Origin of the sequence: Streptomyces kurssanovii (assembly GCF_040677245.1) — a bacterium.
GTDB classification, from domain to species: domain Bacteria; phylum Actinomycetota; class Actinomycetes; order Streptomycetales; family Streptomycetaceae; genus Streptomyces; species Streptomyces kurssanovii.
Genome location: NZ_JBFAQK010000037.1, coordinates 16,219 through 42,727, shown reverse-complemented (window position 1 = coordinate 42,727; position 26,509 = coordinate 16,219). Strand labels below are relative to the sequence as shown.

The following is a 26,509-nucleotide window of genomic DNA, read 5'->3' as shown; positions in this document are numbered from 1 at the left end:
CACGGGAGTGCTTGCACACACAGAGAGCGGGGCGAGGCCCATTCATTACGCGACTTGGGGGATCAGCCGCCGGTGAGCCGCACCGCGTGTCCGGGACGCGGCGGGCAGCGGCGGCCGGGGCGGCGGGTCAGCTGTCGAAGCCGAGGCCGAACCGGTCCATCGTCCGCAGCCACAGATTGCGCCTGCCGTCGTTGGCGTCGGCCCTGGCCATGGCCCACTTGGTCAGGCCGATACCGGCCCACGCCACCGGTTCCGGCGGGAACGGGAGCGGCTTGCTGCGCACCATCTTCAGTTCGGTCCGTTCGGTGCGCTCCCCCGACAGCAGGTCGAGCATCACGTCGGCCCCGAACCGGGTCGCGCCGACCCCAAGGCCCGTGAAGCCGGCCGCGTAGGCGACCTTGCCGCCGTGCGCGGTGCCGAAGAAGGCGGAGAAGCGGGTGCAGGTGTCGATGGCGCCGCCCCAGGCGTGGCTGAACCGGAGCCCTTCGAGCTGCGGGAAGCAGCGGAAGAAGTGCGAGGCGAGCTTCAGGTAGGTCTCCGGGCGGTGGTCCATCTCGGCACGCACCTTGCCGCCGAAGGGGTAGACGGCGTCGTAGCCGCCCCACAGGATGCGGTGGTCGGCGGTGATGCGGAAGTAGTGGAACTGGTTGGCGCTGTCGCCGAGTCCCTGCCGCCTCTGCCAGCCGACGGAGGCGAGCTGGGCGGCGCTGAGCGGCTCGGTCATCAGGGCGTAGTCGTAGACGGGAACGGTGTAGGCGCGTACCCGCCGGATCAGCGAGGGGAAGACGTTCGTGCCGAGCGCCACCCGGTGGGCGAGGACCCGGCCGTAGGGGGTGCGGACGACGATCCCCGGGCCGGAGGACGCGAGCCGCAGACCGGGGGTGTTCTCGTAGATACGCACCCCCTGTTCCAGACACGCCCGCCGAAGTCCCCAGGCCAGCTTCGCCGGGTGCAGCATCGCCACCCCCCGGCGGTCCCACAGCCCGCCGAGGAAGGTCGGCGAGTCGACCTCCGCGCGCATCGCGTCCGCGTCGAGGAGTTCGAGGCCGGTGAAGCCGAGCCGGGTGGCCTCCTGGTGCATCTCGTGGAGCTCGGCGAGCTGGTAGGGCTCGGTGGCGACGTCGATCTCACCGGTGCGTTCGAAGTCGCAGTCGAGGCGGTACCGGCCGACGGCCTCCTCGATGGCGTCGAGGTTGCGCCCGCCGAGCTCCTCCAGCTTGGTCAGCTCGTCCGGCCAGCGGGCCAGTCCGTTGCCCAGGCCGTGGGTGAGCGAGGCGGCGCAGAAGCCGCCGTTGCGGCCGGAGGCGGCCCAGCCCGCCTCCCGGCCTTCGATCAGGACGACGTCCCGTGCGGGATCACGCTCCTTGGCGAGGAGCGCCGTCCACAGTCCGCTGTATCCGCCGCCGACGACAAGGAGGTCGCACCTCTCGTCGCCGGCGAGGGCGGGCAGCGGGTCCGGCTTGCCGGGGTCTTCCAGCCAGAACGGCGCGGGCCGCGCGTCGGAGAGTGATCGTGCAGAGGTCATGGCGGCTGGGGCCATGGTTCCCACTCCTTCTGGGGTGCTACCGGGGCCGGTGCTGGTGCGCCGGTCCGGTCTACCGGGTCAGGGCGCGCTTCTTCCGGCGGCTGCTGATGATCTGACCGCCGGCCACGATCAGTACGGCGACGGCGAACATGGCCGTACCGATGACGTTGATCTGGACGGGCGTACCGCGCTGGGCCGAACCCCACACGAACATGGGGAAGGTGACGGTGTTGCCGGAGTTGAAGTTGGTGATGATGAAGTCGTCGAAGGACAGGGCGAAGGCCAGCATCGCGCCCGCGGCGATGCCGGGTGCGGCGATCGGGAGCGTGACCCGCAGGAACGTCTGCACGGGACCGGCGTAGAGGTCTCTCGCCGCTTCCTCGAGCCTCGGGTCCATCGACATGACCCGCGCCTTCACCGCCACCACGACGAAGCTCAGACAGAACATGGTGTGCGCGATGAGGATGGTCCAGAAGCCCAGCTCGGCCCCGAGGTTGAGGAAGAGCGTCAGCAGCGAGGCGGCCATGACCACTTCGGGCATCGCCATCGGCAGGAAGATCAGCGAGTTGATCGTGCCGCGGGCCCGGAACCGGTAGCGGACGAGCGCGAAGGCGATCATGGCGCCGAGCACGGTCGCACCGACCGTCGCCCACAGCGCGATCTGCAGCGAGAGCGCGAGCGAGCCGCACAGGTCGGCGACGCCGCACGGGTCACGCCACGCGTCGGTGGAGAACTCCCGCCAGGCGTAGTTGAAGCGCCCGGCGGGTTTGTTGAACGAGAACACCATCACGACGATGTTCGGCAGGATCAGGTACGCGAGCGTGAGCAGTCCCGCGATGACGACGATGTTGCGCCTTGCCCAGCTCATCAGACCAGGTCCTCCGTTCCGGCCCGGCGGATGTAGACGGTGACCGTGACCAGCACGATCGCCATCAGGATGAACGACAGCGCGGCCGCCGTCGGGTAGTCGAGCACCCGCAGGAACTGCGACTGGATGACGTTTCCGATCATGCGGGTGTCGGTCGAGCCCAGCAGCTGGGCGTTGACGTAGTCACCGCTCGCCGGGATGAAGGTCAGCAGCGTCCCGGAGACCACGCCCGGCATGGACAGCGGGAGGGTCACCTTGCGGAAGGTCGTGGCGGGCCTGGCGTACAGGTCCCCGGCCGCCTCGTGGAGCCGCGGGTCGATCCGCTCCAGCGAGGTGTAGAGCGGAAGGATCATGAACGGCAGGAAGTTGTACGTCAGACCGGTGACGACCGCCAGCGGTGTGGCGAGCACGCGGCTGCCTTCGGTGAGCCCGAGCCAGCTGGTGACGTCGAGGAAGCCGACGGCGCCGAGCACCTCCACCACCGGTCCGCCGTCCGCGAGGATCGTCTTCCAGGCGAGGGTGCGGATCAGGAAGCTGGTGAAGAACGGGGCGATGACCAGCACCAGCAGCAGATTGCGCCAGCGGCCGGCCTTGAACGCGATGAGATACGCGAGCGGATAGCCGAGCAGCAGGCACAGGGCGGTGGCGGTGCCCGCGTACAGCAGCGAGCGCAGGAACTGCGGGTAGTACTCGCTCAGCGCGTCCCAGTAGGTCGCGAAGTGCCAGGTGACCTCGAATCCCTCCTCCAGGGACCCCGTCTGCACGGAGGTCGAGGCCTGGTAGACGAGGGGCAGCACGAAGAAGACGACCAGCCACAGGATGCCGGGGAGCAGCAGCCAGTAGGGGACCAGCTTGCGGCGCACCGGGGTCTTGTGGGTGGGCGGCCCGCCGGGGACGGGCGACAGCGGCGGTGCCTGGGTGACGGTCATGGCCGCTCCCCCACCGTCTCCACGCCCGCGTCGATGGCCTGGGCGGCGTCGAGGCCGAAGGTGTGCTCCGGGTTCCAGTGCAGGACGACCTCGGCGCCCGGCTCCAGACCGGCCCGGTGTTCGACGTTCTGGGCGTAGACCTCGAGGCCCTTGCCGGCCGGGCTCTCGACGACGTACTGCGTGGAGACGCCGATGAAGGAGGAGTCGAGGATCCGGCCCGTGACGGAGTTGCGGCCGGCGGGCACGGCGTCCGCGTCGGCGACGGGGGTGAGGGAGATCTTCTCCGGCCGGACCCCAACGAGGAGCCGGCCGCCGGCGGTCGTGGCGTCCGGACAGCGCCCGGCGGGCAGCCGGAGCTTGCCGCCGCCGGCGGTGACGACGACCTCGCCGCCCGAGCTCTGGACCACCTCGGCCTCGATGAGGTTGGAGGTGCCGAGGAAGTTGGCGACGAAGGTCGTCCGCGGGTTCTCGTACAGCTCGGCGGGCGCCCCGAGCTGCTCGACCCTGCCCCCGTTCATCACCGCGACCGTGTCGGCCATGGTCATGGCCTCCTCCTGGTCGTGGGTGACGTGGACGAAGGTGATGCCGACCTCCGTCTGGATGCGCTTGAGTTCCAGCTGCATCTGGCGCCGCAGCTTGAGGTCGAGGGCGCCGAGCGGCTCGTCGAGCAGCAGGACCTGCGGGTGGTTGATGAGCGCGCGGGCGACGGCGACCCGCTGCTGCTGACCACCGGAGAGCTGGTGCGGCTTGCGCTGGGCGAAGTCGCCGAGCTGGACGAGCTCCAGCATGTCGTCGACCTGCTTCTTCACGGACTTGACGCCGCGGCGGCGCAGGCCGAAGGCGACATTCTCGTAGATGTTCAGGTGCGGGAAGAGCGCGTAGCTCTGGAAGACCGTGTTCACGGGGCGCTTGTGCGGCGGCAGGGCGGTGACGTCCTTGTCGCCGAGACGGACGGTGCCCGTCGTCGGGTCCTCGAGTCCGGCGATCATCCGCAGCGTGGTGGTCTTTCCGCAGCCGGAGGCGCCGAGCAGGGCGAAGAACGAGCCCTCGGGGACGGTCAGGTCCAGCGGGTGGACGGCCGTGAAGGATCCGTAGGTCTTGCTGATCCCGGAGAGGCGGACATCGCCGCCCGCTTGCTTGTCAGTCATGGGTCGCGATCCCAGGTGTCGGGGGAAGGGGGGGCGGGTCAGGCGCCGATGAGCTTGGCGAACTTCTCTTCGTACGCCGTCTCTTCCTCGGAGGAGAGCGAGCGGAACGAATGGGACTTGGCGGCCATGGCCTCGTCCGGGATGATCAGCGGGTTCTTCGCCAGCTCCGGGTCGATCTTCGCGAGTTCGGCGCCGACGCCGGCGACCGGGCACACGTAGTTGATGTACGCGGCGAGCTGCGCGGCGACGGGCAGCTCGTAGTAGTAGTCGATGAGCCGGGTGGCGTTCTTGCGGTGCCGTGCCTCGGCCGGGACGAGCAGGTTGTCGGTCGCCGTGACATAACCGGCGGCCGGGATCGCGTACTTGATGTCGGGGTTGTCGGCCTGGAGCTGGATCACGTCGCCCGCCCAGGCGAGACAGGCGGCGATGTCGCCCTTGGCCAGGTCGGACGTGTAGTCGTTGCCGGTGAAGCGGCGGATCTGCTTCTTGTCGACGCCCTTCTGAAGGCGCCCGACGGCGGCGTCGTAGTCGGCGTCGGTGAACTTGCCGGGGTCCTTGCCCAGGTCGAGCAGGGTCATCCCGACGGTGTCGCGCATCTCGGTGAGGAAGCCGACGCGGCCCTTGAGCGACGGGTCGTCGAGCAGCTGGGTCACGGAGTCGACCTTCCGGCCGCGGGTCGCCTTCGCGTTGTAGGCGATGACGCACGGGATGCCGGTCCACGGGTAGGAGTAGGCCCGGCCCGGGTCCCAGTCGACGGTGCGGAACTGGGAGGAGAGGTTGGCGTAGGCGTGGGGCAGCAGCGACGGGTCGAGCTTCTGGGCCCAGCCGAGGCGGATGATCCGGGCCGCCAGCCAGTCGGTGACGTTGATCAGGTCGCGGCCGGTGTCCTGGCCGGCCGCGAGCTGCGGCTGGATCTTCCCGAAGAACTCGACGTTGTCGTTGATGTCCTCGGTGTACTTGACCTTGATCCCGGTGCGCTTGGTGAACGCTTCGAGGGTCGGGCGGCTCTTCCCGTCCTCGCTGGTGTCCATGTACTCGGTCCAGTTGGAGAAGGTGAGCTGCTTCTCCTTGTCCGAGTGGTCGTCGGAGTCGGCTGCTCCGCTCTCCCGCTTGGCGGGCGGGATGCCGCAGCCGCTGAGGATGCCCGCGCCGCCGACGGCGAGCGCACCGGCGCCCGACACCCGCAGCAGCGAACGGCGGGAGAGGGCCCCTCGCCCGTTCGTCAGGCTGCGCCGCATGGCCGCCAGCTGGGCCGCGGAGAGGCGCTCGGTCTCGTACTGCTCCATGACGCTCTGCCCTTTCGGGTGGATATGGCCGCGACGAGCGCGGCCCGGCGGCTATCGGCCTGTGAAGATCGTGCGGTGCCAGTCCTTGCGGACCACGGCGGTGTTGTCGTACATCACATGCTTGACCTGCGTGTACTCCTCGAAGGAGTACACCGACATGTCCTTTCCGAAGCCGCTGGCGCGGTATCCGCCGTGCGGCATCTCGCTGGTGATCGGGATGTGGTCGTTGACCCACACGCAGCCGGCCCTGATCTCCCGGGTGGCACGGCCGGCGCGGTACACGTCCCGGGTCCAGGCGGAGGCCGCCAGCCCGTAGGGCGTGTCGTTCGCGAGGGCGAGGCCCTCGTCATCGGTGTCGAACGGCAGCACGACCAGGACGGGTCCGAAGATCTCGTGTCGGACGATCTCGCTGTCCTGGGCGGCTCCGGTGACCAGGGTGGGCAGATAGTAGGCGCCGTCGCGCAGCTCCCCCTGCGGCGCTGCGCCGCCGGTCACCACCGTGGCGTAACCGCGGGCCCGGTCGACGACGGCGGCGACGCGGTCGCGCTGCACATGGGAGACGAGCGGCCCGAGGTCCGTGGCCGGGTCGAACGGGTCGCCGAGCCGGACCGTCGCCATCAGATCGGCGACCGCGGCGACGAACGCGTCGTACAGGGGCCGCTGGACATAGGCGCGGGTGGCGGCGGTGCAGTCCTGGCCGGTGTTGATCAGCGATCCGGCGACCGCCCCGTGCGCGGCGGCCTCGAGGTCGGCGTCGTCGAAGACCACGAACGGGGCCTTCCCGCCGAGTTCGAGGTGGAGGCGCTTGACGGTGTCGGTGGCGATGCGGGCGACGCGTTTGCCGACGGCCGTCGAGCCGGTGAAGGAGGTCATGTCGATGTCCGGATGGCCGACGAGATGCTCGCCTGCGTCCCTGCCCGCGCCGCTCACGATGTTGACGACGCCGTCGGGGACGCCTGCCTCGGTGGCCGCCTGGGCGAACATCAGCGAGGTGAGCGGGGTGATCTCGGCGGGCTTCAGGACGATCGTGTTGCCCGCGGCGATGGCCGGCAGAACCTTCCAGGCCGCCATCTGCAGCGGATAGTTCCAGGGGGCGATCGAACCGACCGTGCCGATCGGTTCACGCCGTACGTACGAGGTGTGGTCGCCGCTGTACTCGCCCGCGGACTGCCCCTCGAGGTGACGGGCGGCGCCGGCGAAGAACGCGGTGTTGTCGATGGTGCCGGGGACGTCGAACCCCGTACTCAGTCTGATGGGCTTGCCGCACTGCAGCGACTCGGCACCCGCCAGGTCCTCCGCCTGGTCGGCGAGCACCGCCGCGAAGCGGTGCAGCGCCTCCGAGCGCTCGCCGGGGGTGGCGCCGGCCCAGCCGGGCCGGGCGTCGCGGGCGGCGGCGACGGCCGCGTCCACGTCCGCGGGGCCGGCCAGTTCGTACGTGTGGATCGTCCGGCCCGTGGCCGGGTCGACGATGTCCTGCGTACGCCCCGAGGTTCCGGGTCGCAGCTTTCCGCCGATGAACTGCGCGCCGGCGGCGAAGCGGTCCTGCGTCTGGAAGCGGTTGCCCATAGCGCTCTCCGTAGTCCCAGCTCGATTTGAGTGCCGATCCTGACAGAGGGTGACCCACGCAACAAGGGATTCCGTTGTTGCCATTTGATTACGCGACGGAATCGGTCGACCATGTGTCGCGTCACCGCCTCCGGCGCAGGACGGGATGTCAGTGGCGGCTGCCAGACTCCTGTGCATGGGGACGATCGATGACCTGATCAGGAGCACGACGGCCGGTCAGCGGGTGAAGTATCTGCACTTCTGGGGTCACACACCGCGCAGGGACGGCACCGTCGGGGCCGGTTGCCTGAGTCAGTGGTGGCCGTCACCGTTCGAGGTCGGCGGCGTGCGGTACGCGACGGCGGAGCACTGGATGATGGCGTCCAAGGCCCGGCTGTTCGGCGACGCGGAGGCGGAGCGGAAGGCGCTGGCCGCGAAGTCACCGGCGGAGGCCAAGAAGGCGGGGCGGCTGGTGCGCGGCTTCGACGACGCCATATGGGAGCGCGAGCGGTTCGGGATCGTGCGCTCGGGCAGCGTGCACAAGTTCGGGCAGGACGCGGCGCTGCGCGACTTCCTGCTAGCCACGGGGGACCGGGTGCTCGTCGAGGCCAGCCCGATGGACCGCGTCTGGGGCATCGGACTGGCCGCTGACGACGAGCGGGCGCAGGACCCCGCGCGCTGGCGCGGGCTCAACCTGCTGGGGTTCGCGCTGATGGAGGCACGCGAGGAACTGCGGAGCGGCACCGGCTGAACGCGGTCACCGGCTGAGCGCGGCCGGATCGGGCCTCTCACCTGGTCCGGGACGCGAGACGCTAGCGGGTGACGTCGACGACCAGGTGGTTCGAGTAGCTGTCGTAGTCGTAGTCGTCCTGCTTGTTCTCCTCGTTGATCGCCGTGGTGATGCCCCAGGCGATCAGCGCGATGACGACGGCTCCGATGACGATGCCGCACACGCCGAGGATGATGCCCGCCAGCGCCATGCCGCCGTTGGTGGCCTCGCCCCGCTGGGCGCGCTTGCGGCCCAGGATGCCGAAGATCAGCGCGAGGATTCCGAGGACGATGGCGACGACGCCGTACAGACAGAAGAGGCAGACGGAGAGGATGCCGAGCACCATCGCGGTGATGCCCATGCCGTTGGCCGGCTGCTGCTGCCAGCCCGCGGCCTGGCCGTACCCGGGATAGCCCGGGTAGCCCGCGCCGTACGGGTCCGGAGCGCCGAAGCCGGCGGCCGGGGGCTGCGGCAGACTCGGGGCGGCCGGGTAGCCGTAGGCTCCCGCGGCCGGCTGGGCGGGTGCGGGCCCGCCGGGCGCGACGGGCGGCGGCGGGACGGACCCGGTGTCCTCGGGGCCCGCGCCGGGCATCGAGATGACCGTGGGCTGGTCGTGCACGCCGGGCGGGGCCGCTGCCGGCTTGTCCAGAGGCACCTTGCCGGCAGCGCTGCTGCTCTCCGGCGGAGCCCACGGGTCGTGCGGCTGAGGCCCGCCGGGCGGCTGAGCCTGATTGTCGGACATCGTTCTCCCCCATCGGTGGTCCGGCCATGTTACGGCCTCGGTTCCCGGCGCCGGGGGCCGCCTACCATGATCCCGGAGCTGAACCACCGCCCGGCGAACAGGGCCTGTCCCGAGCCCGCAGGAGCGGCCCGTCCCACCTGGAGGAAACCGATGACCGATCTGCGCCCCTTCATCGCAGGGCTGCCCAAGGCAGAGTTGCATGTGCACCATGTCGGTTCCGCCTCTCCGCGGATCGTCGCCGAACTGGCCGCGAACCACCCGGACTCGAAGGTGCCCACCGATCCCGAGGCACTCGCCGACTACTTCACCTTCACCGACTTCGCGCACTTCGTCGAGGTCTACCTCTCGGTCGTGGACCTGATCCGCACCCCGGAGGACGTGCGGCTGCTCACCTTCGAGGTCGCCCGCGACATGGCGCGGCAGAACATCCGCTACGCGGAGCTGACCGTCACGCCGTTCAGCTCCACCCGCCGCGGCATCGACGAGAAAGCCTTCATGGCCGCCATCGAGGACGCCCGCGTCGCGGCGGAGCGGGAGCTCGGCGTGGTGCTGCGCTGGTGCTTCGACATCCCCGGCGAGGCAGGACTCGAGGCGGCAGAGGAGACCGCCCGGCTCGCCGTCGACCTGCGGCCGGAGGGCCTTGTCTCCTTCGGTCTCGGCGGACCCGAGATCGGCGTCCCGCGCCCGCAGTTCAAGCCGTACTTCGACCGCGCGATCGCCGCCGGTCTGCGCTCGGTGCCGCACGCCGGCGAGACGACCGGACCGCAGACGATCTGGGACGCGCTGAACGACCTGCGCGCCGATCGCATCGGACACGGCACCAGCTCGGTGCGGGACCCGAAGCTGCTGGCGCACCTCGCCGAGCACCGGATCCCGCTGGAGGTGTGCCCCACGTCCAACATCGCCACCCGGGCGGTCACCGACCTCGAGCAGCACCCGGTCAAGGAGATGGTCTCCGCCGGTGTCCTGGTCACGGTCAACAGCGACGACCCGCCGATGTTCGGCACCGACCTCAACAACGAGTACGCGGTCACCGCCCGGCTGCTCGACCTGGACGAACGCGGTATCGCCGGTCTCGCCAAGAACGCGGTGCAGGCGTCGTTCCTCGACCCGGCCGGCAAGGCCCGGATCGTCTCGGAGATCGACACGTACACCGCCGAGTGGCTCTCCCGCTGACATGCGCGCGGTGACGGTGGTCGCCCACCGCGGCGACCCGTACCGGTTCCGTGAGAACACCCTGCCCTCGCTGCGCTCCGCCCTGGAACGCGGCGCGGACGCGGTCGAGATCGACGTACGGCTCACCAGGGACGGCGTCCCGGTGCTGTTGCACGACGCGACGCTGAAGCGGTTGTGGGGTCATGACCGGCCGCTGGCGAGGCTCACGAAGGCGGAGGTCGACGGCCTCACCCATGGCGGTGTGCCGACGCTCCGCGAGGCGCTGACCGGGCTCGGCCCGCACCGGCTGATGATCGATCTGCCCGGCGCGACACCGGAGTCGGTGCGGCGCGTGGTGGACACCGTCCACGACTGCGGTGCGGCGGAGCACGTCTACTACTGCGCCGGCCCTGCGACGATGCTCGCGGTCCGCGCGGCCGACGCCACCGCGGAGATCGCGATGACCTGGACGACACTCGCCCCGCCGCGGCCCGCGCTGCTGGACGCCGTGAAGCCGCGCTGGCTCAACTACCGTTTCGGCCTGGTCGGGCGGGAATTGACGGACCGTGTGCACCGGGACGGCCTCCTCGTCTCCGCGTGGACGGCCGACACCCGCCGCACGATGCGGCGGCTGATCGGCTGCGGCGTCGACTCGATCACCACGAACCGGGTCGACGCCCTCAGGGCCGTCCTCGAAGGAGTGGCCTCAGGCCGCTGACGGCACCGGTCCGGCCGTGGACGCCGGCGCCGTCAGCGCCTCGAGTCGCTTGATCCTGCGGCGGACGAGGTACAGCGGGATCACACCGAAGACGCCGAAGGACATGTCGATGACCGACCACCAGAAGGGGATGCCCCGGACCGGGCCGCAGATCAGGGCGAGCGGAATGATCCCGGCGCAGGCGATCATGCCGAACTCGACGACCCAGACGTTGCGTACGGGGTCGCGGTAGGGCCCGTAGAAGGCGACGGCGATCACGAGGTGGGCGAAGGCGAGCCAGTCCGTGCCGTAGAGCACGAAGGGGTACGCCGCCTCGGTCGCGTCGAGTCCTTCCCGTACCCGCCCGATCCACTCCATGAGCGCGGGCAGGTGTTCGGGGACGGGCGAGGCGGCGGAGCCCAGCAGGTCCTCGAGCAGGCGCAGTTCGGTCACCAGGGGAAACGCGGTCACCCCGCTGAGCACCAGACACACGACGAAGAAGGCCAACCACACGCGTATCGCCCGCAAGAGGGCTGCTCGCTCGCTCATACGGGCACCCTACGGCAGAAGTGAACGTGTTCAAAACCCTCCGGCCGCGCTTCGCGCACGACAGCGCGCCCGGTGCACAAGTGCACCGGGCGCGCGGCGTTTCGAACTATGAGCGGGGACGCGAGGTCAGCCGTCGAGCGACGTCATGACGTGCTTGATGCGCGTGTAGTCGTCGAAGCCGTACGCCGACAGGTCCTTGCCGTAGCCGGACTTCTTGAAGCCGCCGTGGGGCATCTCGGCGACCAGCGGGATGTGGGTGTTGATCCACACACATCCGAAGTCCAGCGCCTTGGACATCCGCATCGCGCGCGCGTGGTCCTTCGTCCACACCGAGGACGCCAGCGCGTACTCCACGCCGTTCGCCCACTCGAGGGCCTGCGACTCGTCCGAGAAGGACTGCACGGTGATGACCGGTCCGAAGACCTCGTTCTGGATGATCTCGTCGTCCTGCTTGAGGCCGGAGACGACGGTGGGGGCGTAGAAGTAACCCTTGTCACCGACCCGCTGACCGCCCGACTCGACCTTGGCGTGCGCCGGGAGGCGGTCGATGAAGCCGGTGACCTGGTCCAGCTGGTTCGCGTTGTTGAGCGGACCGTAGAGCACGTCCTCGTCGTCCGGGGCGCCGGTCTTCGTCTCCGCGGCCGCCTTGGCGAGCGCGGCCACGAACTCGTCGTGGATCGACTCCTGCACGAGCACACGGGTGGCCGCGGTGCAGTCCTGGCCGGCGTTGAAGAAGCCCGCCACCGAGATGTCCTCGACGGCCTTGGCGATGTCGGTGTCCTCGAAGACCACGACCGGCGCCTTGCCGCCGAGCTCGAGGTGGACGCGCTTGACGTCCTTGGCCGCGGAGGCCGCGACCTGGATGCCCGCCCGCACGGAACCGGTGATGGACGCCATCGCGGGGACCGGGTGCTCGACCATCGCACGGCCGGTGTCGCGGTCGCCGCACACCACGTTGAAGACGCCCTTGGGCGCGATCGCACCGATGATCTCGGCCATCAGCACGGTCGAGGCCGGCGTGGTGTCGGACGGCTTCAGCACGACGGTGTTGCCCGCCGCGAGAGCCGGCGCGAACTTCCAGACGGCCATCATCATCGGGTAGTTCCACGGGGCGACCTGCGCGCAGACGCCCACCGGCTCGCGCCGGACGATGGAGGTCATGCCCTCCATGTACTCACCGGCGGAGCGGCCCTCGAGCATGCGGGCGGCGCCGGCGAAGAAGCGGATCTGGTCCACCATCGGCGGGATCTCTTCGGTCCGGGTCAGCCCGAGGGGCTTGCCGGTGTTCTCCGACTCGGCCGCGATCAGGTCCTCGGCCCGCTCCTCGAACGCGTCGGCGATCTTCAGCAGTACCTTCTGGCGCTCCGCGGGCGTGGTGTCGCGCCAGGCGGGGAAGGCGGCCGCGGCTGCGTCCATGGCGGCGTCGACGTCGGCCTGGCCGGAGAGAGGCGACGTGGCGTACACCTCGCCCGTGGCGGGGTTGACGATGTCGATCGTCCGGCCGTCGGCGGCGTCCTTGAACTCCCCGTTGATGTAGTTGCGCAGTCGACGCAGCTCGGTGGTCACTGTTGCCACCCCTCCTGTCGTGTCCGATGGGTGAGACACCCCACCCTAATCTCTTCGCGGACGGTTTCAACAGGCCCGCCACCCTCCAACTTCGGATTCAGTGAAGTTTGACCCCCTCGACAACGAATTTCATCGCTCAGGGCTTGCCAGACAGACGAGTCGCGGTGCAGAGTGAGGTCGTGGCCAGTCGTAGCGCAGACTCCAGGAACGGGACCGCAGGTGGTTCGTCGACCCCGACGATCGACGCGGTCTCCCTCGCGATCATCGAACAGCTCCAGGAGGACGGTCGCCGTCCCTACGCCGCGATCGGCAAGGCCGTCGGCCTTTCCGAAGCGGCCGTGCGGCAACGCGTCCAGAAGCTGCTCGACCAGGGCGTGATGCAGATCGTCGCCGTCACCGACCCGCTCACCGTGGGCCTGCGGCGCCAGGCGATGGTCGGCATCAGGGTCGAGGGCGACCTCGACCCCGTCGCGGACGCGGTGACGGCCATGGCCGAATGCGAGTACGTGGTGATGACCGCGGGCTCCTTCGACCTCATGGTGGAGATCGTCTGCGAGGACGACGACCACCTGCTCGAAGTGATCAACAAGCGGATCCGTGCGCTCCCCGGCGTGCGCTCCACCGAGAGCTTCGTCTACCTCAAGCTCAAGAAGCAGACCTATATGTGGGGAACCCGATAGCCGTGAGCAAGGACCTCTCCAAGACCGCCTACGACCACCTGTGGATGCACTTCACCCGCATGTCGTCGTACGAGCACGCACCCGTGCCCACCATCGTGCGTGGCGAGGGCACCTACATCTACGACGACAAGGGCAAGCGCTACCTCGACGGCCTCTCCGGCCTCTTCGTGGTCAACGCGGGCCACGGCCGGCACGAGCTCGCTGAGACCGCCTACAAGCAGGCCCAGGAGCTCGCGTTCTTCCCCGTCTGGTCCTACGCGCACCCCAAGGCGGTCGAGCTCGCGGAGCGTCTCGCCCACCACGCGCCGGGCGACCTCAACAAGGTCTTCTTCACCACCGGCGGCGGCGAGGCCGTCGAGACCGCCTGGAAGCTCGCCAAGCAGTACTTCAAGCTCCAGGGCAAGCCGACCAAGTACAAGGTCATCTCGCGCGCGGTCGCCTACCACGGGACCCCGCAGGGCGCCCTGTCCATCACCGGCCTGCCGGCCCTCAAGGCCCCCTTCGAGCCGCTGGTCCCCGGCGCGCACAAGGTGCCGAACACCAACATCTACCGCGCCCCGATCCACGGCGACGACCCCGAGGCCTTCGGCCGCTGGGCCGCCGACCAGATCGAGCAGCAGATTCTCTTCGAGGGCCCGGAGACCGTCGCCGCGGTCTTCCTCGAGCCGGTGCAGAACGCGGGCGGCTGCTTCCCGCCGCCGCCCGGGTACTTCCAGCGGGTCCGCGAGATCTGCGACCAGTACGACGTGCTGCTCGTCTCCGACGAGGTCATCTGCGCCTTCGGCCGGCTCGGCACGATGTTCGCCTGCGACAAGTTCGACTACGCGCCGGACATGATCACCTGCGCCAAGGGCATGACCTCGGGCTACTCCCCGATCGGCGCCTGCATCGTCTCCGACCGCCTCGCGGAGCCGTTCTACAAGGGCGACAACACCTTCCTGCACGGCTACACCTTCGGCGGCCACCCGGTCTCCGCGGCCGTGGGCCTCGCCAACCTCGACATCTTCGAGCGCGAGGGCCTCAACCAGCACGTCCTCGACAACGAGGGCAACTTCCTCTCCACGCTGCAGAAGCTGCACGACCTGCCGATCGTCGGCGACGTCCGCGGCAACGGCTTCTTCTACGGCATCGAGCTGGTGAAGGACAAGGTCACCAAGGAGTCCTTCAACGACGAGGAGACCGAGCGCGTCCTGTACGGCTTCCTCTCCAAGGCGCTGTACGACAACGGTCTGTACTGCCGGGCCGACGACCGGGGCGACCCGGTCGTCCAGCTGGCGCCGCCGCTGATCTCCGACCAGTCGACGTTCGACGAGATCGAGCAGATCCTGCGCGGCGTCCTCGCCGAGGCGTGGACCAAGCTCTGATCCCACCCCACCCTCCCCGCACGCGGCCCGGGTACCTCCATCCGAGTGAGATGGACGGTGCCCGGGCCGCGTGCTTCCCGGTACCCCGGCAGTGACTCCCTAGCGTGCCCAGTGACCGATCGGCCCTGCCTTCGTTCCCCCGTACGGGGGGCCGGAAATCTGATCAGAACCGAGGTGTACGTCATGGTGGCCCCGCCCGACAACGATGTGATCTGGGCTCGCTCCCTGCACCACGCCCACCGCGGCTCCCCGGCCCTCGTGGGCGTGTCGCTCGGCGTGCGGGAGGGCGAGATCCTCGCCGTGCTCGGCACGCGCGGCAGCGGCAAGACCACACTGCTGCAGTGCCTGTCCGGACAGCTCGTCGCGCAGCAGGGCGAGGTGTGGTTCAACAGCTCCCCCGTGCACACCATGCCCGCCCTGGTGCGCGAGCGGCTCCGGCGGGACCGCTTCGGCTGGATCGACCCCGCGCCGACGCTCGTGCCGGAGCTCAACGCCTGGGAGAACACCGCCCTGCCGCTGCTGCTCGCCGGTGTCTCCCGCCGGGCGGCGCGCACCACGGCGATGGAGTGGATGGAACGCCTGGACATCGGCGCGTGCGCGCGCAAGCGCCCCTACGCACTGCTCCGGGCCGAGCAGCAGCGCGTCGCCGTCGCACGGTCCCTGGTCACCACGCCGTCCGTGCTCTTCGCCGACGAGCCGACCGCCTCGCTGCACAGCCAGGACCGCGCCCAGGTGCTGCGCACGCTGACGGCCGCCGTCCGCTCGCACCGGATCACCATGGTGCTCGCCACGCACGACGCGGACGTCGCGGCGGTCGCCGACCGTACGATCACGCTCGCCGACGGGCGGCGGGTGGGATCCCAGGCGATTGCCGACGCGGAAGGGCGGGCCGCGTGCTCGCTCTCCGTCTGACGCGCGGGTCGCATCCACTGGTACTGCTGCGCCGGCTCACGGTGGCGGCGGCATCGGCGGGTGTCGGCTTCCTGCTGCTGTGCACACTGATGCACGCGCTGTCGCATCCCGACGACCGGTCCGCGGTGGGGCGCCTGCTGTGGTGCGCGCTGCCGCTCGCCGCCGCGGTGTACCTCGCGGTGGCCGTGGCCCGCACGGACCCCGGCACCCGGCCGCGCTCCGGCCTCTCGGCGGTAGGCCTCGGGCCCGTACGCCTCGCCGTCCTCGCGGCGGCCTCCACCGCGCTCTCGTGCACGCTCGGCAGCATGCTCGCGCTGCTGTTCTTCCTGCACCTGCGGGGCGACCTGACGGGCCTGCCCTTCGACGGGGCCGCGGCCGACCTGCTCTCCGCCGGGACGCCGCTCCCGCTGCCCGCCGCGCTCACCCTGCTGTCGCTGGTGCCGCTCATCGCCACCGCGGCGGCCGCCGTCGTCCTGCGGCCGCGCCCCGCGGCGCCCGACGCCGAGGAACCGGCCGGCGCCCCGCCCGGGCTGCCCTGGGGCGTCGCACTGGTCGCGGTGGGCCTGGCCGTCGAGACCTACGTGAGCGGAACGGAGGCCGACAGCCGGCCGCCCGGCGTGCTGGCGGGCTGGGCGCTCACGGCGGCCGGCCTGTGGCTCGCGGGACCCGCCCTCACCTACCTGTGCGGCCGTCTGCTCCAGTCGGCCGGGCCGAGCGCGGTCCGGCTGCTGTCCGGCCGCATCCTCATGGCGGAGTCCCGGCGCATCGGCCGGCCGCTCGGCGTGGTCTGCGCGGTGGCCTCCGGAGCGGTGGCGGCCGTCGCCGCGTACGGCTCCGCCCCGCGCCCGTGGGGCCCGATGACGGCCCTGGGCACGACCCTGGTGGTCGTGTGCACGACGGCGGCGCTGCTGACCGCGGCGCTGGAGTCCAGGCAGTCCCGCACAGAGGCGACCGGGGACCTGGTCCGGCTGGGCGCCCCGGTGACGGTCCTGCGGCAGGCGGCGGCCCTGCGTGCCGGGGTCCTGTTCATGGTCTTCGTCCCCCTGACCCTGACGGTAGGCGCTCTGGCGGCCGCCCCGCTGACCCGCTGAACCGTTACCCCAGGGCGTCGAGGCGCTCGAGGGACGCCCTCTCGCCGCCGTCGAGCCGGCGGCGAGCCGCCGTCCCGGCCGGGATGCGGCCGGCGGTGGCGGGCGGGTTGGGGGAGCGCGGCCCGGCCCGCCTATCGTGGGCGCATGACGGCCACCCCGCACGACCGCGAGATCGAGTCCCTCGAAGAGTTCGACGACGTCGTCGCCCGCGGCTCGCTCGCCGGGCACCGGGTCCAGTCCGTGGATCTCACCGGGCGCACCGCCGACCTCCTCCGCGCCGACACGGCCTCCGCCGTGTTCCTCGGCTGCCCCATGGAGCCGGACGCCGCCGCCAAGGTCCGCGCGGACGGCGCCCTCGTCTTCCCGCCCGTGCCCGACCTGCCCTTCGACCCGTACCGCGGTCTGCTCTACTCCCCCGACGACCTGTTCGGGGGCCTCGCGGACGGCGGTTACGAGTCGACGCCCGACGCCCTGGCCTACGGGTGGTTCCAGCGGACGAAGGCCGACAGCGACATCTTCGCCTCGATGCTCCGCGCCGTCCACGACGACTCGATCTCCGACGCCCTGGACGAACACCTCGCGGGCGAGCGGGTCGTGGGCGTGATGGGCGGCCACGCGATGGGCCGCGGCACCGACGCGTACGCCGGCGCCGCACGGCTGGGCCGGGAGCTGGCCCGTGCCGGCTTCACGGTCGCCACGGGCGGCGGGCCCGGCGCGATGGAGGCCGCCAACCTGGGTGCGTACGCGGCGCCCCACCCCGACGAGATGCTGGACGACGCGCTCTTGCTGCTCGCCAAGACCCCGACGTTCGTGCCGTCCGTCTCCGACTGGGCTCAGGCCGCCTTCGAGGTCCGTCACCGCTGGCCGCGGGGCGGCGACTCCGTCGGCATCCCGACCTGGTTCTACGGCCACGAGCCGCCGAACGCCTTCGCCGGGCACATCGCCAAGTACTTCGCCAACGCCACCCGTGAGGACGGCCTCCTGGCCCGGTCGAACGCGGGTGTCATCTTCCTGCCGGGCGCCGCCGGTACGCTCCAGGAGATCTTCGACAACGCCACGCCGAACTACTACGAGTCGCGCGGCGAACCGACCCCCATGGTGCTCGTCAACCGGCACCACTGGACGGAGCACCTGCCGGCGTGGCCGCTGCTGCGATCACTCGCGCGCGGCCGGTCGATGGAGGCGCGGATCGCTCTCGTCGACTCGGTCGAGGAGGCTCCGGCGGCCCTGCTGCGGCTGCCGGCGGACGCTCACTGAGGGGCGTCCGGTCCGAGCACCACCACCTCGTCGGCGGCGAACACCACGCCCACCGCCGTGCCCGGCGACGGAGCCTGTCCGAGGGAGCACTCCGCCTCCAGCGGGGGCCCGTCGGCGGGGCGCAGCCGCACGGCGACGTGACTCCCGCGGAACGTGCGCGACTCGACCGTGCACCGCAGGCCCTCCGACGGGTCGGTGAGCCGCACCCCGTCGGGCCGCACGAGCACCGTCCGCGCTCCCTGGGGTGACCCGTCCGGCACCGGCACCTTGCCCCACCCGGTGTTCGCGGCCGTGCCCTCGACGGTCGCCGCCACGACGTTGTCGAAACCGAGGAAGCGGGCCACGAACGCGGACGCGGGCCGCTGCCACACCTCCAGCGGGGTCCCGGCCTGCGCGATCCGGCCGTCCCGCATGACGACGACGCGGTCGGCCAGCGCGAAGGCCTCGCCCTGGTCGTGGGTGACGGCGAGCACCGTCGTGCCCAGCCGTCCGAACAGGTCGCGCAGTTCGACGACGAGCCGCTCCCGCAGACCACGGTCCAGCTGGCCGAGCGGCTCGTCGAGCATCAGCAGTCTCGGCTCCGGCGCCAGTGCCCTGGCGAGGGCGACACGCTGCTGTTCGCCGCCGGACAGGGCCGCGACGGACCTCTGCCGCGCACCCGGCAGCCCCACCAGCCGCAGCAACTCCTCGGTCCGGCGCGCCTGTTCCCCGCGGTCGGCGCCGTGCATCCGCAATCCGAAGGCGACATTGCCGCCCACGTCCCGCTGCGGGAACAGCTGGTGGTCCTGGAACATGAGCCCCACCCCGCGCCGGTGCACCGGGACGCGCGCCTGGTCGGCGCCCTCGAGCAACACCCGCCCCGCGTGGGCCTCCTGGAGCCCCGCGACCACGCGCAGCAGCGTCGACTTGCCGCTGCCGCTCGGTCCGAGCAGGCACACGATCTCGTGCTCGGCGACCTCGAGGTCCACCGAGTCCAGTGCGGTGCGCGGCCCGAACCGTACGGTCACGCCCGCCAGTTCCAGCAGCGCCATCAGAACTCCTCGGTGGTGGACTCGGTACGGATGCGTTCGAGCAGCAGCAGCGCCACCGCGCAGACCACCATCAAGATGGTGCTCAGTGCCATCGCCTGCCCGTAGTTGAGCTCGCCGGGCCGCCCCAGCAGCCGTGCGACGGCCACGGGAAGCGTCGGGTTGTCGGGCCGGGCGATGAAGACGGTCGCGCCGAACTCGCCGAGGGAGACGGCGAACGCGAAACCGGCGGCCACCGCCAGCGCCCTGCGGACCAGCGGCAGGTCGACCTCCCGCCACGCCCGCAGCGGGGACGCGCCGAGGACGGCGGCCGCCTCCCGCAGGCGTTCGTCCACGGCGCGCAGCACGGGCAGCATCGTACGGACGACGAAGGGCACGCCGACCAGCGCCTGGGCGAGGGGCACCAGGATCCACGAGGCCCGAAGGTCCAGCGGCGGTTCGTCGAGCGTGATGAGGAAGCCGAATCCGACGGTCACGGCGGAGACGCCGAGCGGCAGCATGAGCAGTGCGTCGAAGCCCCGGACGAGCCTGCCCGCCCGACGGGTGAGGGCGGCCGCGGCGAGACCGCCGACGGCGACCGAGATGACGGTCGCGGCCAGGGCGTAGCGGAGGGAGTTCCACACGGCGTCGATCGGCGGCACGAGGAACGCGCCGCCGGACGGGTCCACGGTGCCGAGTTCCCGGTAGTAGCCGAACCCGTAGCCGGCCGGGGTGTCGAAGGAGCGCTCGACCAGCACCGCGAGCGGCGCCAGGATCAGCACCACCACCGTGGTCAGGACGCCGCCGAGCAGCAGCCGCTGAGCAGCGCCGCGCGGCCGTCGCGCGGTGCGTGCCGGGTCGACGAGCCGCAGCGCGCTCTCCCGCCGCCGCACCGTCCGGGCGTGCACGGCCAGGACCGCGCCGACCGCCAGGAACTGCACCAGTGTCAGCACGGCCGCCGTGGGCAGGTCCAGGAACTCGGCGGTCTGCCGGTAGATCTCCACCTCGAGGGTGGAGAAGGAGGGGCCGCCGAGGATCTGCACGACACCGAAGGAGGTGAAGGTGAACAGGAAGACCATGAGGGCGGCCGCGGCGAGCGAGGGCACCAGCGCGGGCAGCGTCACCCGCCGCCAGGCGGCGAGGCGCCCCGCGCCCAGCACCCTGGCGGCCTCCTCCTGGCGGGGGTCGAGCTGCGACCACAGGCCGCCGACGGTGCGTACGACGACGGCGTAGTTGAAGAAGACGTGCGCGAGGAGGATCGCCCAGACCGTGGTGTCCAGCCGGATCCCCCACAGCTCGTCGAGGAGTCCGCCGCGCCCCAGCAGCGCGAGGAACGCCGTACCGACGACGACGGTCGGCAGCACGAACGGCACGGTGACCACCGCGCGCAGCAGCCGCTTCCCGGGAAAGTCGAGCCGGGCGAACACGTACGCGCCGGGCAGCGCGATCAGCAGGGTCAGTGCCGTGGACGCGAGCGCCTGCCAAGTGGTGAACCACAGCACCTCACGGATGTCCGGCCGGCCGAGCACCTCGCCGAACCGGCCGAACTGCCAGGCGCCCTCGGCGTGGAGGCCACGTCCGACGATCGCCGCGACGGGGTAGGCGAAGAAGAGCGCGAAGAACGCGACCGGACCGGCCATCAGGCCGAGCCGGGCCGCGTTCCCGCGCAGGGACCTGCCTACTTCACGACGAGCGAGGACCACGACCGGACCCACTGCTCACGGTTCTTCGCGATGGTGTCCGCGGCGACGGTCTCAGGCTTCTCGACCACCGCGCCGTGCTCGGTGAACAGCTCGGGCAGCTTCGCGTCCTTGACCACCGGGTTGACGAACATGTTGAGCGGCATGTCCTCCTGGAACTTCTTGCTGATCATGAAGTCCAGGAGCGCCTTGCCGCCCGCCTCGTTCTTCGCGCCCGTCAGCAGGCCCGCGAACTCGATCTGCCGGAAGCAGGTGCCGGTGGCGACGCCGGTGGGCGCCTCCGCCGGCTGCGGGTCGGAGTACAGGACCTCGACCGGCGGGCTGGAGGCGTACGAGACGACGAGCGGGCGGTCGGCCTTGGCCTTCTTGCCGCCGGCGGAGCCGGAGAACTCCTCGTTGTACGCCTGCTCCCAGCCGTCAACGACCTTGACCCCGTTGTCCTTGAGCTTCTTCCAGTAGCCCTGCCAGCCCGACTCGCCGTACTCGCCGATGCTGCCGAGGAGGAAACCGAGGCCGGGCGAGGAGGTGGCGGCGTTCTCGACGACCAGCATGTTCTTGTACTCGGGCTTCGCGAGGTCGGCGAAGGTCCGCGGCGGCGCGAGCTTCTTGTCGGCGAAGAACTTCTTGTCGTAGTTGACGCAGATGTCGCCGGTGTCGACGGGCGTCACGCGGTGCTTGCCCGCGTCGAGCCGGACATCCTGCGCGACCTGGTCGAGGCCCTTGGCCTCGTAGGGCGTGAAGAGGTCGTTGTCGAGCGCGCGGGACAGCAGGGTGTTGTCCACACCGAAGAAGACGTCGCCCTGGGGGGAGCCCTTGGTGAGGATCTCCTTGTTGAGCGCGGTACCCGCGTCACCGCTCTTGAGCACCTTGACCGTGTACCCGGTCCGCGCGGTGAACTCCTTCAGCACGGCGTCGGACGCCGCGAAGGAATCATGGCTGACGAGCGTCACGGTCTTCGGGCCGCTCGCCCCGCCGGACGGGTCCTTGTCCTTGGACTCCCCGCCGCACGCCGCGAGTACGCAGACGCCGACGGCGCCGACGAGTGCCGTGCGGACGGCACGCCGAAGCTGGCTGTTCATGATGCTGCTGACTCCCTACGCCGGTATGACCCGGATCAGGTCCGAGGGTCTGCGGCCCGTGGCCGTGAAGGCCTCGCCGCACTCTCAGCGCTGTGGTGCGCTCCCCTGTCGGAATGTTTCGTTGTTCATTTGTGCGAATGCACAGGGCACAGTATCAGCCACGGCCGACGGCCCTGCGGGTCACCGCTCCTGCGCCGCCAGCTGCCCGCAGGCTCCGTCGATCTCCTGACCGCGGGTGTCCCGGACGGTGACGGGCACACCATGGGCGGCGATGGCCTCCACGAACGCCTTCTCGTCCTCGGGGCGTGAGGCCGTCCACTTCGAACCGGGCGTCGGGTTGAGCGGGATCAGGTTCACATGAACCCTCTTGCCCTTCAGCAGCCGGCCGAGGAGGTCACCGCGCCAGGCCTGGTCGTTGATGTCGCGGATCAGCGCGTACTCGATCGAGATCCGGCGGCCCGACTTCTCCGCGTACTCCCAGGCGGCGTCGAGGACCTCGCGGACCTTCCAGCGCGTGTTGACCGGGACCAGGGTGTCGCGCAGCTCGTCGTCCGGAGCGTGCAGCGACACCGCGAGACGGCACTTGAAGCCCTCGTCCGCGAACCGGAGCATCGCCGGCACCAGGCCGACGGTCGAGACCGTGATCCCGCGCTGCGAGAGCCCCAGACCGTCCGGCTCGGGGTCGGTGAGACGGCGGACGGCGCCGACGACCCTCTTGTAGTTGGCGAGCGGCTCGCCCATGCCCATGAAGACGATGTTGGACAGCCTGGCCGGCCCGCCGGGCACCTCGCCGTCGCGCAGGGCGCGCATGCCGTCCACGATCTGGTGCACGATCTCGGCGGTCGACAGGTTCCGGTCGAGACCGGCCTGCCCGGTGGCGCAGAAGGGACAGTTCATCCCGCACCCGGCCTGCGACGAGATGCACATGGTGACCCGGTCCGGGTAACGCATCAGCACCGACTCGACCAGCGTGCCGTCGTGCAGACGCCACAGCGTCTTGCGGGTGGTGTCGTCGTCGCACGAGATGTGCCGCACGACGGACATCAGGTCCGGCAGCAGCTCGGTGGCGAGCTTCTCCCGTGCGGCCGCCGGGATGTCGGTCCACTGGGCGGGGTCGTGCGCGTACCGCGCGAAGTAGTGCTGGGACAGCTGCTTGGCGCGGAACGGCTTCTCGCCGATCGCGGCGACGGCGTCCTTGCGCTCGGCGGGCGTGAGGTCGGCAAGGTGCCGCGGGGGCTTCTTGGCTCCGCGGGGCGCGACGAAGGTGAGTTCTCCTGGCTTGGGCATGGTTCATCCAGTGTCGCAGACCCCGACCGGTGACCCTGCGGCCGATGATTCCAGCGGGGGACGACGAAGGAGGGCGTTGGTCACACGCGTGATCGCAAGGGACGCCGGCAAGTGTCGAGAATGGACCCCATGGACCATCTGCTGCATCTCGACCGCACGCTCGACGAGCTGGATCCGCCCCGCTGGACGCCCCCCGCCCCGGACGCGACCCGGCTGGTCCGCAAGGTGCACGGGCTGCGGCGCGTTCCGCTGGGCCGGCTCGGGCCGGCGGATCTGCACACGCTCGTCTCGCAGCAGGTGGCCCTGCCGTACGTTCTTCCGCTCGTGGTGCGCCGGCTGCTCGAAGAACCGCTGCTGGACGCGTACTTCTACGAGGGAGACCTGCTGCTGGCCGCCGTCGGGGCCCCGGCCTGTGCCTGGGACCTGCTGCCGGACCTCGGCGACCGGCTGCGCACCGTGATCACGGCACTGCCCGAGGCGGCGGTCTCCGACCTGCCTCGCGGCGCCGCCGAGGAGCTGGCCCGCTTCGTGGCGGGGCCGGGATCCTCTCGCTGACGTGACGAAGAGGGCCCGCCGTCCTGGTGGACGACGGGCCCTCACACGCGGATCCGCCGGGTCAGCCCGACCCTACGAAGACCACCAGCAGCAGCCACACGACCGGCGCCGTCGGCAGGAGCGAGTCGAGGCGGTCCATGATGCCGCCGTGTCCGGGAAGCAGCGTGCCCATGTCCTTGATGCCGAGGTCCCGCTTGATCATCGACTCGCCGAGGTCGCCCAGCGTGGCGCTGACGGCGACCGCGAGCCCGAGGAGGAGGCCCTGCCACCAGGTCCCGTCGTCGATGAGGAACTGCATGCACAGCGCCCCCGCGGCCATCGCGAACGACACCGCGCCGAGGAGCCCCTCGCGGGTCTTGCCGGGGCTGATGCGCGGCGCGAGCTTGTGCTTGCCGAAGCGCCAGCCGACCGCGTACGCGCCGGTGTCGCTGACCACCGTGAGCAGCAGGAAGGTGAGCACACGCTCCGGACCGTCGTCCGCCGTCAGCATCAGCGCGACGAAGGTCGCCAGGAAGGGGACGTAGAAGGCGGCGAACACGCCGGCCGTGACGTCCTTCAGATAGCCCTCAGGGCGCTCCGTCATGCGCCAGACGAGCACCGCGAGCGCCGTGAGCGCCATCGCCACCCAAGCGCCCTCCGCCCCGCGGACATAGCCGGCGACGACCATCGCCGCGCCGCCCACCGCGAGAGGGACGAGCGGGGCCTTGATCTGCTTGCGCTCCTCGAGCCGGGAGGTCAGCTCCCACAGACCGACGACGACGGCGACGGCGATCACGCCGACGAAGACGGCCTTGACGAGGAAGAGGGAGACGACGATCACCGCGCCGAGCCCGACACCGACCCCTATCGCCGCGCGCAGGTCCCGGCCCGCCCGCTTCTTCTGCGGCGGCCCGGGCCGGGCGGAGGGCTGCGGAGTGGGATCGCCCGACGGCGGCGGGGTGGGCATGGGCTCCTGCGGCATCTCGTCGCGGAACAGGGGGCCGCCCGGCCGAGCGGCCCCCTGCTCACGGTCCTCGCGGTGTTCGCCGCCGCTGTGGTCCTCGGCGTCTCTACCTGCGTCGGGAAGGTCCGGCACGATGGGCATGGGGCGAGTCTGCTGCGCGTCGCGCCCATCGTATGCGGGACCCGCCGGGAGGGGCCCCTGGTCGGGCGGCGGCCATGCTCCGGCGTATCCGGCGCCGTGCGGGGCCCCCCAGGAAGAGTCGTTCATCAGACCTCGAGCAGCTCGGCTTCCTTGTGCTTGAGCAGCTCGTCCACCTGCGCGACGTACTTCGCGGTGGTGTCGTCGAGCTCCTTCTCCGCACGGCGGCCCTCGTCCTCGCCGACCTCGCCGTCCTTGATCAGCTTGTCGATCGTCTCCTTGGCCTTGCGGCGCACGGAGCGGATCGAGATCTTGGCGTCCTCCGCCTTGGTCTTGGCGACCTTGATGTATTCCTTGCGGCGGTCCTGGGTGAGCTCCGGGAACACCACACGGATGATGTTGCCGTCGTTGCTCGGGTTGACGCCCAGGTCGGAGTCGCGGATCGCCTGCTCGATGTTGCGCAGAGCGGTCTTGTCGAACGGCGTGACGACGGCCATCCGCGGCTCGGGAACCGAGAACGAGGCCAGCTGGTTGATCGGGGTCAGGGCACCGTAGTAGTCCGCCACGATCTTGTTGAACATCGCCGGGTGCGCACGTCCGGTGCGGATCGCGGCGAAGTCATCCTTGGCGACCAGGACGGCCTTCTCCATCTTCTCCTCGGCCTCGAGGAGGGTCTCTTCGATCACCACTTGCTCCTGCGTGTCTTGAGGTGGGCCCGGCTCGTACCACTGGGCCGGCGGGACCTGCGTCGCGTATTGCCTGCACGGTGTCCGACCGGCAGGACTTTGTCCATCCCTCGAGGGAGGGCCCCCGGATCAGGCCCGGGTGCCCCGGTCGCTCACGAGCGTGCCGATCTTCTCACCCTTGACGGCCCGGGCGATATTGCCCTCGGCGAGGAGCTCGAAGACGAGGATCGGCAGGGCGTTGTCACGGCAGAGCGTGATCGCCGTGGCGTCGGCGACCTTGAGGTTGCGCGACAGCACCTCGCCGTACTCCAGCGCGTCGAACTTGACCGCGTCCGTATTGGTCTTGGGGTCGGAGTCGTAGACCCCGTCGACACCGTTCTTGCCCATGAGGAGCGCTTCCGCGTCGATCTCGAGGGCCCGCTGGGCAGCGGTGGTGTCGGTGGAGAAGTAGGGCATGCCCATACCGGCGCCGAAGATGACCACGCGGCCCTTCTCCAGGTGGCGCACGGCGCGTAGCGGGATGTACGGCTCCGCGACCTGGCCCATCGTGATGGCGGTCTGGACACGCGAGTCGATGCCTTCCTTCTCCAGGAAGTCCTGGAGGGCGAGGCAGTTCATGACCGTGCCGAGCATGCCCATGTAGTCGGAGCGGGCCCGGTCCATGCCGCGCTGCTGGAGCTCGGCCCCGCGGAAGAAGTTGCCTCCGCCGATGACGACCGCGATCTCTGCCCCGTCGCGTACGACCGCGGCGATCTCGCGGGCGATTGCGTGTACGACGTCGGGGTCGACGCCCAGACCCCCTCCTCCGGCGAAGGCCTCGCCGGACAGCTTCAGCATGAAGCGTCCGGACTTCTTGCCGTGGTTGTCGTCGCTTTGTGCGGCGCCCTGATTCATGGAGATCTCCTCGTGCACATGCGAAGAAGGCCATTGCCAGTGGGTCCTTGCGGTTTCCCGTACGGCAATGGCCTCCTCGTCAGATCTGCGATCGTCCGGCGCGAACACCGATGACGACTGCTTCAGACCCTACCGGG

25 protein-coding genes and 1 riboswitch are annotated in these 26,509 nt (G+C 70.6%); of the genes, 9 read left to right on the top strand and 16 right to left on the bottom strand.

Annotation, left to right across the window (positions count from 1 at the left end; all coding sequences use genetic code 11):
* Positions 1-127: 127 nt before the first annotated feature.
* The 6 genes from AB0K36_RS23525 to AB0K36_RS23500 are packed head-to-tail and all read right to left on the bottom strand — an operon-like array spanning position 128 to position 7,322.
* A complete protein-coding gene (locus tag AB0K36_RS23525; protein WP_364597658.1) occupies positions 128-1,540 on the bottom strand; it encodes an NAD(P)/FAD-dependent oxidoreductase in 1,413 nt (470 codons plus the stop codon).
* 55 nt (positions 1,541-1,595) lie between these two features.
* Entirely contained in the window at positions 1,596-2,393 is a 798-nt protein-coding gene (locus tag AB0K36_RS23520; RefSeq protein WP_159686419.1) for an ABC transporter permease, read from the bottom strand.
* On the bottom strand, positions 2,393-3,322 hold the full coding sequence (locus tag AB0K36_RS23515; RefSeq protein WP_364597655.1) for an ABC transporter permease: 930 nt from the start codon (positions 3,320-3,322) through the stop codon (positions 2,393-2,395). The genes AB0K36_RS23520 and AB0K36_RS23515 overlap by 1 nt, the downstream gene beginning before the upstream one ends.
* Positions 3,319-4,470 carry an ABC transporter ATP-binding protein gene (locus tag AB0K36_RS23510; protein ID WP_364597652.1) on the bottom strand — a complete coding sequence of 384 codons (1,152 nt, stop codon included), beginning with the start codon at positions 4,468-4,470 and terminating at the stop codon, positions 3,319-3,321. Before AB0K36_RS23510 ends, AB0K36_RS23515 begins: the two co-directional genes overlap by 4 nt.
* A gap of 38 nt (positions 4,471-4,508) precedes the next feature.
* On the bottom strand, positions 4,509-5,756 hold the full coding sequence (locus AB0K36_RS23505; RefSeq protein WP_189473342.1) for a polyamine ABC transporter substrate-binding protein: 1,248 nt from the start codon (positions 5,754-5,756) through the stop codon (positions 4,509-4,511).
* A gap of 51 nt (positions 5,757-5,807) precedes the next feature.
* The gene (locus AB0K36_RS23500) at positions 5,808-7,322 is read right to left on the bottom strand and encodes a gamma-aminobutyraldehyde dehydrogenase (protein ID WP_364597649.1); all 1,515 of its coding nucleotides are present in this window, start codon (positions 7,320-7,322) and stop codon (positions 5,808-5,810) included.
* A 175-nt stretch (positions 7,323-7,497) separates the two neighbouring features.
* Between AB0K36_RS23500 and ybiA the strand changes: the two genes are divergently transcribed.
* A complete protein-coding gene (gene ybiA / locus AB0K36_RS23495) occupies positions 7,498-8,052 on the top strand; it encodes a riboflavin biosynthesis intermediates N-glycosidase (protein ID WP_364597646.1) in 555 nt (184 codons plus the stop codon).
* Positions 8,053-8,113: 61 nt separating this feature from the next.
* Here the strand turns inward: ybiA and AB0K36_RS23490 are convergent, their stop codons facing one another.
* Positions 8,114-8,812 carry a DUF4190 domain-containing protein gene (locus AB0K36_RS23490; protein ID WP_307708539.1) on the bottom strand — a complete coding sequence of 233 codons (699 nt, stop codon included), beginning with the start codon at positions 8,810-8,812 and terminating at the stop codon, positions 8,114-8,116.
* A 150-nt stretch (positions 8,813-8,962) separates the two neighbouring features.
* Between AB0K36_RS23490 and AB0K36_RS23485 the strand changes: the two genes are divergently transcribed.
* Positions 8,963-9,988, top strand: coding sequence for an adenosine deaminase (locus tag AB0K36_RS23485; protein WP_364597643.1), 1,026 nt, complete (start codon positions 8,963-8,965; stop codon positions 9,986-9,988).
* A gap of 1 nt (position 9,989) precedes the next feature.
* Positions 9,990-10,685, top strand: coding sequence for a glycerophosphodiester phosphodiesterase (locus AB0K36_RS23480; protein WP_364597640.1), 696 nt, complete (start codon positions 9,990-9,992; stop codon positions 10,683-10,685).
* Here AB0K36_RS23480 and AB0K36_RS23475 read toward each other — a convergent pair.
* Together AB0K36_RS23475 and AB0K36_RS23470 are read right to left on the bottom strand one after the other, a co-directional pair.
* Positions 10,674-11,213, bottom strand: coding sequence for a hypothetical protein (locus tag AB0K36_RS23475; protein ID WP_364597637.1), 540 nt, complete (start codon positions 11,211-11,213; stop codon positions 10,674-10,676). The two genes, AB0K36_RS23480 and AB0K36_RS23475, sit on opposite strands and share 12 nt — an antisense overlap.
* A 126-nt stretch (positions 11,214-11,339) precedes the next feature.
* Positions 11,340-12,779, bottom strand: a complete 1,440-nt coding sequence (locus AB0K36_RS23470) for a gamma-aminobutyraldehyde dehydrogenase (protein ID WP_364597711.1) — start codon at positions 12,777-12,779, stop codon at positions 11,340-11,342.
* A gap of 164 nt (positions 12,780-12,943) precedes the next feature.
* Between AB0K36_RS23470 and AB0K36_RS23465 the strand changes: the two genes are divergently transcribed.
* The 5 genes from AB0K36_RS23465 to AB0K36_RS23445 all read left to right on the top strand — a co-directional run bounded on the left by AB0K36_RS23465 (position 12,944) and on the right by AB0K36_RS23445 (position 18,083).
* Positions 12,944-13,459 (top strand): Lrp/AsnC family transcriptional regulator, encoded by a 516-nt coding sequence (locus AB0K36_RS23465; protein WP_364597708.1) that lies wholly within the window; start codon positions 12,944-12,946, stop codon positions 13,457-13,459.
* Positions 13,444-14,823, top strand: coding sequence for an aspartate aminotransferase family protein (locus tag AB0K36_RS23460; RefSeq protein ID WP_364597634.1), 1,380 nt, complete (start codon positions 13,444-13,446; stop codon positions 14,821-14,823). The genes AB0K36_RS23465 and AB0K36_RS23460 overlap by 16 nt, the downstream gene beginning before the upstream one ends.
* 183 nt (positions 14,824-15,006) lie before the next feature.
* Entirely contained in the window at positions 15,007-15,735 is a 729-nt protein-coding gene (locus AB0K36_RS23455; protein WP_364597631.1) for an ABC transporter ATP-binding protein, read from the top strand.
* Positions 15,717-16,826: a hypothetical protein gene (locus AB0K36_RS23450; RefSeq protein ID WP_364597628.1), complete on the top strand. Its 1,110-nt coding sequence runs from the start codon at positions 15,717-15,719 to the stop codon at positions 16,824-16,826. The genes AB0K36_RS23455 and AB0K36_RS23450 overlap by 19 nt, the downstream gene beginning before the upstream one ends.
* 144 nt (positions 16,827-16,970) lie before the next feature.
* The gene (locus AB0K36_RS23445) at positions 16,971-18,083 is read left to right on the top strand and encodes an LOG family protein (protein WP_364597625.1); all 1,113 of its coding nucleotides are present in this window, start codon (positions 16,971-16,973) and stop codon (positions 18,081-18,083) included.
* Here the strand turns inward: AB0K36_RS23445 and AB0K36_RS23440 are convergent.
* The 4 genes from AB0K36_RS23440 to rlmN form a co-directional block, all read right to left on the bottom strand.
* Positions 18,077-19,114, bottom strand: coding sequence for an ABC transporter ATP-binding protein (locus tag AB0K36_RS23440; RefSeq protein ID WP_364597622.1), 1,038 nt, complete (start codon positions 19,112-19,114; stop codon positions 18,077-18,079). The two genes, AB0K36_RS23445 and AB0K36_RS23440, sit on opposite strands and share 7 nt — an antisense overlap.
* The gene (locus AB0K36_RS23435) at positions 19,114-20,730 is read right to left on the bottom strand and encodes an ABC transporter permease (RefSeq protein WP_364597705.1); all 1,617 of its coding nucleotides are present in this window, start codon (positions 20,728-20,730) and stop codon (positions 19,114-19,116) included. Before AB0K36_RS23435 ends, AB0K36_RS23440 begins: the two co-directional genes overlap by 1 nt.
* Positions 20,731-20,768: 38 nt before the next feature.
* Complete coding sequence (locus AB0K36_RS23430; protein WP_364597620.1) at positions 20,769-21,869, bottom strand: thiamine ABC transporter substrate-binding protein; 1,101 nt, start codon at positions 21,867-21,869, stop codon at positions 20,769-20,771.
* A riboswitch (TPP riboswitch) is annotated at positions 21,865-21,986 on the bottom strand. (Overlaps the previous gene by 5 nt.)
* A 63-nt stretch (positions 21,987-22,049) precedes the next feature.
* Positions 22,050-23,156 (bottom strand): dual-specificity RNA methyltransferase RlmN, encoded by a 1,107-nt coding sequence (gene rlmN / locus AB0K36_RS23425; protein ID WP_189473355.1) that lies wholly within the window; start codon positions 23,154-23,156, stop codon positions 22,050-22,052.
* A 129-nt stretch (positions 23,157-23,285) separates the two neighbouring features.
* Between rlmN and AB0K36_RS23420 the strand changes: the two genes are divergently transcribed.
* Positions 23,286-23,711 carry a contact-dependent growth inhibition system immunity protein gene (locus AB0K36_RS23420; protein ID WP_364597617.1) on the top strand — a complete coding sequence of 142 codons (426 nt, stop codon included), beginning with the start codon at positions 23,286-23,288 and terminating at the stop codon, positions 23,709-23,711.
* Between the two features lie 61 nt (positions 23,712-23,772).
* Here the strand turns inward: AB0K36_RS23420 and AB0K36_RS23415 are convergent, their stop codons facing one another.
* The 3 genes from AB0K36_RS23415 to pyrH form a co-directional block, all read right to left on the bottom strand.
* Positions 23,773-24,921: a phosphatidate cytidylyltransferase gene (locus AB0K36_RS23415; protein WP_189473357.1), complete on the bottom strand. Its 1,149-nt coding sequence runs from the start codon at positions 24,919-24,921 to the stop codon at positions 23,773-23,775.
* Complete coding sequence (gene frr, locus AB0K36_RS23410; RefSeq protein WP_005311329.1) at positions 24,921-25,478, bottom strand: ribosome recycling factor; 558 nt, start codon at positions 25,476-25,478, stop codon at positions 24,921-24,923. Before frr ends, AB0K36_RS23415 begins: the two co-directional genes overlap by 1 nt.
* Positions 25,479-25,607: 129 nt before the next feature.
* Positions 25,608-26,372 (bottom strand): UMP kinase, encoded by a 765-nt coding sequence (gene pyrH / locus AB0K36_RS23405; protein WP_364597613.1) that lies wholly within the window; start codon positions 26,370-26,372, stop codon positions 25,608-25,610.
* Positions 26,373-26,509 lie beyond the last annotated feature (137 nt).

Excerpts from the sequence above, each read along its gene's own strand:
- AB0K36_RS23525 (WP_364597658.1), bottom strand. The coding sequence starts at position 1,540 with ATGGCCCCAGCCGCCATGACCTCTGCACGATCACTCTCCGACGCGCGG.
- AB0K36_RS23520 (WP_159686419.1), bottom strand. The coding sequence starts at position 2,393 with ATGAGCTGGGCAAGGCGCAACATCGTCGTCATCGCGGGACTGCTCACG.
- AB0K36_RS23515 (WP_364597655.1), bottom strand. The coding sequence starts at position 3,322 with ATGACCGTCACCCAGGCACCGCCGCTGTCGCCCGTCCCCGGCGGGCCG.
- AB0K36_RS23510 (WP_364597652.1), bottom strand. The coding sequence starts at position 4,470 with ATGACTGACAAGCAAGCGGGCGGCGATGTCCGCCTCTCCGGGATCAGC.
- AB0K36_RS23505 (WP_189473342.1), bottom strand. The coding sequence starts at position 5,756 with ATGGAGCAGTACGAGACCGAGCGCCTCTCCGCGGCCCAGCTGGCGGCC.
- AB0K36_RS23500 (WP_364597649.1), bottom strand. The coding sequence starts at position 7,322 with ATGGGCAACCGCTTCCAGACGCAGGACCGCTTCGCCGCCGGCGCGCAG.
- ybiA (WP_364597646.1), top strand. The coding sequence starts at position 7,498 with ATGGGGACGATCGATGACCTGATCAGGAGCACGACGGCCGGTCAGCGG.
- AB0K36_RS23490 (WP_307708539.1), bottom strand. The coding sequence starts at position 8,812 with ATGTCCGACAATCAGGCTCAGCCGCCCGGCGGGCCTCAGCCGCACGAC.
- AB0K36_RS23485 (WP_364597643.1), top strand. The coding sequence starts at position 8,963 with ATGACCGATCTGCGCCCCTTCATCGCAGGGCTGCCCAAGGCAGAGTTG.
- AB0K36_RS23480 (WP_364597640.1), top strand. The coding sequence starts at position 9,990 with ATGCGCGCGGTGACGGTGGTCGCCCACCGCGGCGACCCGTACCGGTTC.
- AB0K36_RS23475 (WP_364597637.1), bottom strand. The coding sequence starts at position 11,213 with ATGAGCGAGCGAGCAGCCCTCTTGCGGGCGATACGCGTGTGGTTGGCC.
- AB0K36_RS23455 (WP_364597631.1), top strand. The coding sequence starts at position 15,007 with ATGGTGGCCCCGCCCGACAACGATGTGATCTGGGCTCGCTCCCTGCAC.
- AB0K36_RS23445 (WP_364597625.1), top strand. The coding sequence starts at position 16,971 with ATGACGGCCACCCCGCACGACCGCGAGATCGAGTCCCTCGAAGAGTTC.
- AB0K36_RS23440 (WP_364597622.1), bottom strand. The coding sequence starts at position 19,114 with ATGGCGCTGCTGGAACTGGCGGGCGTGACCGTACGGTTCGGGCCGCGC.
- AB0K36_RS23435 (WP_364597705.1), bottom strand. The coding sequence starts at position 20,730 with ATGGCCGGTCCGGTCGCGTTCTTCGCGCTCTTCTTCGCCTACCCCGTC.
- AB0K36_RS23430 (WP_364597620.1), bottom strand. The coding sequence starts at position 21,869 with ATGAACAGCCAGCTTCGGCGTGCCGTCCGCACGGCACTCGTCGGCGCC.
- rlmN (WP_189473355.1), bottom strand. The coding sequence starts at position 23,156 with ATGCCCAAGCCAGGAGAACTCACCTTCGTCGCGCCCCGCGGAGCCAAG.
- AB0K36_RS23420 (WP_364597617.1), top strand. The coding sequence starts at position 23,286 with ATGGACCATCTGCTGCATCTCGACCGCACGCTCGACGAGCTGGATCCG.
- AB0K36_RS23415 (WP_189473357.1), bottom strand. The coding sequence starts at position 24,921 with ATGAACGACTCTTCCTGGGGGGCCCCGCACGGCGCCGGATACGCCGGA.
- pyrH (WP_364597613.1), bottom strand. The coding sequence starts at position 26,372 with ATGAATCAGGGCGCCGCACAAAGCGACGACAACCACGGCAAGAAGTCC.